Raw genomic sequence first — 4,621 nt, 5'->3', positions numbered from 1 at the left:
CAGCCACCCGTAAGCGGGTTCTCGGCGACTCGTATGCAAGTCAGGCCTTGAACCAACCGATCAATGTATCGACTGACTGGGCTCTGCTCCGACCAGCAGTGCCGTGGTGTGCCGTCTGGAGTCGTGCGTGTGACGCTTTCACAGAAAACCGCCTTGATCGTTGCTCTTTTTGCAACGGCCAACGTCGCGATCGGATACTCGATTCATCGCAGCGTGGTGGCTCCGGAATTCGCCCGCCTCGAACAGCGAGAGGTCGAGAAGAATGTGAAGCGCGCCATCGAGGCCATTCGGCGCGAGGCGTTCCTTCTGGATGCCTTCGCCCACGATACCGCGAGCTGGGACGAAACCTATGAGTTCGCGAACTCTCGCAGCTCCGATTACTACCAGGCAAATCTCAGCCCCAGGGTTCTCAAGGCAAGTCTGGTCGCTTGGGTGATCGTCGTCGACTCATCCGGAGAGGTGATCTCGGGCCCGACTCGCGACGTTCAAACTGGAGACTTGCTGGAAATCCCAGAGCTCTCTAAGAAGCAATGGAGCAAATCGCATCCGCTCCTGCTCGGCGATACGAGTGTCAAGCCAATTGCCGGTGTCATGGCCACTAGTGGCGGTCCGATGCTGGTCGCCGCTCGCGATATTCTCACAAGCGTCGAGGGTGGCCCGTCACGCGGCCGGTTGATCATGGGCCGGAGGTTGGACGCGGCGCTCATCGAGGGGATCGGCGAGCGCACCCGTATCGACCTTGCCGCCTTGCCCCTCTCGGACACGTCTGTTCCGCCATCGGCGCGCGAAGCGTTGCTCCTCGATGACGCCGATCCATTGCACTCGATCTCCGAGCCAGATGACAAACGCCTCAATGTTTATACGCTCTTCAAGGACCTCGCGGGCGTTCCGGCATTCGTCCTTCGCGTAAGTCTCCCCCGCGAGATCACCCAGCGGGCTGCCTATGTCAATCGTCTGAGTCTCCTGTGGTTTCTAGCCCAGGGAGCGGCTCTCGGCCTTCTGGTCATGGTCCTGCTGCGTCGCACGGTCATCGCTCCACTCGGCGTTTTGACCCGCCAACTCGGCGTCATCCGAAGTACAAACGATCTCACGGTCGACGTATCCACGGAGCGAAACGATGAAATCGGCGAACTCAGTCGAGAATTCGGAAACATGCTCGAGCAGCTCGAAAGGCACATCGATGAGCGCCGGAAGAGCGAAGGCGCACTGCGTCACAGTGAGGAGCGTCTCCAGGAGGCGCAGCAGGTTGCTCAGGTCGGGAGTTGGGAAGTCGACCTGGCGAGCGGATCTTGGTGGTGGTCCGACGAATTGTTCCGGATTCACGGTAGAGAGAGGACCTCCGGTCCACCAACTCTGAAGGACATCTTATCGAGTGTCTACCCGGACGATCGAGATCGCGTGGGCGAGGCATTTCGCGCGCTGATTGAAGAAGAATCAGCTTCGAATGGAATCGAAGCCCGCTTTGTCGTCGCAAACGGTGATCTGCAACATCACGACGTGCTCTGGAACATCGAGAGTGACCCCGAAGGTCGACCGCTCCGCGCCTACGGAACCGTGAGCGACGTTACGGAACGCTACCGGTCCGAGGAGGCGCTGCGCCGTGCTGCCGCGGTCTTCGAGACCGCCAACGAGGCAATCGTCATCGCCGATCCCAGCGGAAATATCATAGACGTCAACTCTGCATTTTCGAGTATCACGGGGCGCGATCGCGATGACGTCATCGGGGGGAAAGCGGAAATCCTGAACTCGCAGCGCCATGATTTTTCCTTCTATCAGCGCATTGCCGCAGAAGTCGAGCAGTCGGGGAAGTGGGAAGGTGAAATCTGGATTCGCCACAAGGATTGCACCGCGATTCCCGTCTGGGCCTCGATCGGACGAACACTCGGGAGCGAGTTGTTCACCGAGCAGATCGTTGCGGTCTTCAATGACATGACGGAACGAAAGAACGCCGAAGGCGTCATCGCTCGCCAGGCCACCTACGACATGCTCACCGGTATTCCAAATCGCGCGCTGTTCATCGACCGACTTTCCCAGGAGACACTGCGCGCCGAGCGAAGTGGTCGAGGCGTCGCGCTGATCTTTATCGACTTGGATGAGTTCAAGAAGGTCAACGACACGCTCGGACATGCAGCGGGAGACGAAGTTCTCCAAATCGCGGCCGATCGAATTACGCAGAGTATCCGAAATGTCGACACGGTCGCGCGGGTTGGCGGAGATGAGTTCGCCGTGATCGCGCCAAAGCTCCAGGACGTCGTCGATGCCGAGCCGATCGCCCAGCGAATTCTCACGGCGATGGCAGTTCCGATGAAGGTGCAGGGGCAGGACATTCTGACGACCGCAAGTATCGGGATTGCGATCTTCCCAGCAGATTCCGAGGATGGCGAGGAGCTCCTTCGAGATGCGGACGTTGCGATGTATCGCAGCAAAAATAGCGGCGGAAATTCGATCGAGTTCTTCACTACGGAAATGAACGAACTAGCCACGAGGCGCATCAAGATCGAATCGCAGCTGCGGCATGCGCTCGATGTGGGAGAGTTCGAAGTTCATTACCAGCCGATCGTCTCGCTTCCCGAGCGTCGAATGGTCGGGGTCGAGGCACTCTTGCGCTGGCATAACGAAGAATTGGGAGTAGTGTCACCCGTTGAGTTCATTCCCGTGGCGGAGAGCACCGGCATCATTGTTCCTATCGGTGCCTGGATCTTGGAATCTGCCTGCCGGCAGGTCAAGGAATGGCAGGACGCCGGCTGGTCTGATCTGCGCGTCGCCGTAAATCTTTCTCCCCGAGAAGTGGATCGCGGTGATGCGGTCAAGTCGATTTCGGCGGCGCTCATCGCGAGCGGCCTGGCGGCTGAGCATCTCGAGATTGAAGTTACGGAGCGCGTGCTCCTGGACGACGTGGAGAAAGCTGAATCGGCATTCCGCGAAATCAAGAATCTCGGAGTTCGTCTCTGCATCGACGATTTTGGGACGGGCTATTCATCGCTGAGCTACTTGCGCAATTACCCGTTTGACGTGCTCAAAATCGATCGCGCGTTCGTTCACGATGCGACGCGACACGAGAGCGGTGTTTCGCTCTTGCGCGCGATTATCTCGATGGCCGATAGCCTTCATCTCGAAGTCGTCGCAGAGGGGGTCGAGACCGAAGAGCAATTCGACCTGCTGTGCGAATTGGGCTGTGGTTTTGCTCAGGGATTCTATTTCTGCGCGCCGCTCAGTGCTGCGAGAATCGGGATCGGCGGGCCCATCGTGGATCTCGATGCGGACCCATCGCACATCGGAGAAGGGCCGCAAGGTTGGCTTCGCGCATTGAATATTCGCGATGATTAGCGGCCGATATCGCATCCTGTTTGGCTCTGATCTCGCAGCAGCCGTCCACGAGCGTGAGAATTCCCGAAACTGACGCTTGTACCAAGTGCGGCTCTGGTGTTACACGGTGGAGTTTCCGGTCTCGCAGGAGTTGCGCGCGAGTTACCTATTTTCTGCGCACGCGTTTTCCCGAGCTACACCCCTCGGGGTACCTTCCAACTTCAGAACACCCTCCCATCAGTCGATTATCTCCAAGGCTCCACCTCTCTAAACGCGGAGCCAATAGGAGGCAAGAATGCCGAAGAAGTCATTTGTCGTTCGCAGCCACGAGGATGGTTGGATGGTCCAGCGCGAGGGCAAGAAGAGCCCCGAGAGCACGCACCGGAAGAAGGACGTCGCGGTGCGCCGGGGTCGTTCCCTGGCCAAGCGTGCGGGTGGCGTACTCAAGATCAAGGGAAAGAACGGGAAGATTCAGGCCAAGCGGAGCTACGCCGCCTAGCCTAGATCGAGCCCTTCATCGAGCCGGCCTCCGCCGGACGACGATCGAAGAACGAGGCCGGCGGGTCTCCCGGAAGCGGGCGACTCGGCCGGCCTTCGTCTCTGGAGCCCTCTGCGCTGAGCGGCTGCTCCGACCATGGAGGTTGAACTCACGTAACGGGGGCCCCGGGAAACCCGAGCGGTTCAAGGACCGCTTGGGGGAGGCCACACCGCGTAGCTCAGTGAATGCGCGAATGCGTCGCCGGTAGAGCACGCTCAGAAACACCGTTCCCGCGACGAGCATCAACCAGCTTGCGGACTCTGGCACTGGAGCCGGCGTCGGATCGAACGGGTCCAGCGGGGCCGTTCCCATCTACTCTGAATTCTGCACCCAGTGCCCGGGTGCCGTCTGTCGAGCTGGTGGAGCCCATCTCCCGCGGTGCCCGAATATTGCTTGCGATTCACCTCGCGCGGGCCACATAATTAGTGACAAGGATGGACGTAGGCGGCCCGCCTAAGAAGGCGGGCCTGGCCAGACCGGCCATCGACATCCAAGCCTCGGAGGGTTCACAAATGAAGGATCCGAGAAAGTTGCTGCCCGCAATCGGAGTGGCTCTGCTCGTAACAGGTTTATTGATGAGCGTGGCGCCAAGCGTCTGGTCGGCAACACTCGACTGGGAGTTCTACGACTTCTTCAACGTTCCCCCTGGAGAGTACTGGGACGCTCGAGCAGCGACCTACGGCGAGACGCCGATCGGCGCGGAGTGCTTCACTGCGTCTGCGATCAGTAATGGTCTGTGTTTTCCGAGCGATCCCAGTGTCCCGGATGTCGCCAGCT

At 59.4% G+C, this 4,621-nt stretch carries 3 protein-coding genes; all 3 read left to right on the top strand.

The window, feature by feature from the left end; genetic code table 11:
* Positions 1-129: 129 nt before the first annotated feature.
* On the top strand, positions 130-3,327 hold the full coding sequence (locus tag IH881_20280) for an EAL domain-containing protein (protein ID MCH7870036.1): 3,198 nt from the start codon (positions 130-132) through the stop codon (positions 3,325-3,327).
* A gap of 274 nt (positions 3,328-3,601) precedes the next feature.
* Positions 3,602-3,805 (top strand): DUF2188 domain-containing protein, encoded by a 204-nt coding sequence (locus tag IH881_20275; GenBank protein MCH7870035.1) that lies wholly within the window; start codon positions 3,602-3,604, stop codon positions 3,803-3,805.
* Positions 3,806-4,356: 551 nt separating this feature from the next.
* The coding region (locus IH881_20270; protein MCH7870034.1) for a hypothetical protein at positions 4,357-4,621 on the top strand (265 nt) is incomplete at its 3' end.

The sequence above is a fragment of the Myxococcales bacterium genome, from assembly GCA_022563535.1.
In the GTDB taxonomy this organism is placed as follows: domain Bacteria; phylum Myxococcota_A; class UBA9160; order UBA9160; family UBA4427; genus DUBZ01.
Note: the sequence above shows the minus strand (reverse complement) of the source record. Positions and strands in the feature narration are given on the sequence as shown.

Coding starts and splice junctions, on each gene's coding strand:
- IH881_20275 (MCH7870035.1), top strand. CDS start 3,602: ATGCCGAAGAAGTCATTTGTCGTTCGCAGCCACGAGGATGGTTGGATG.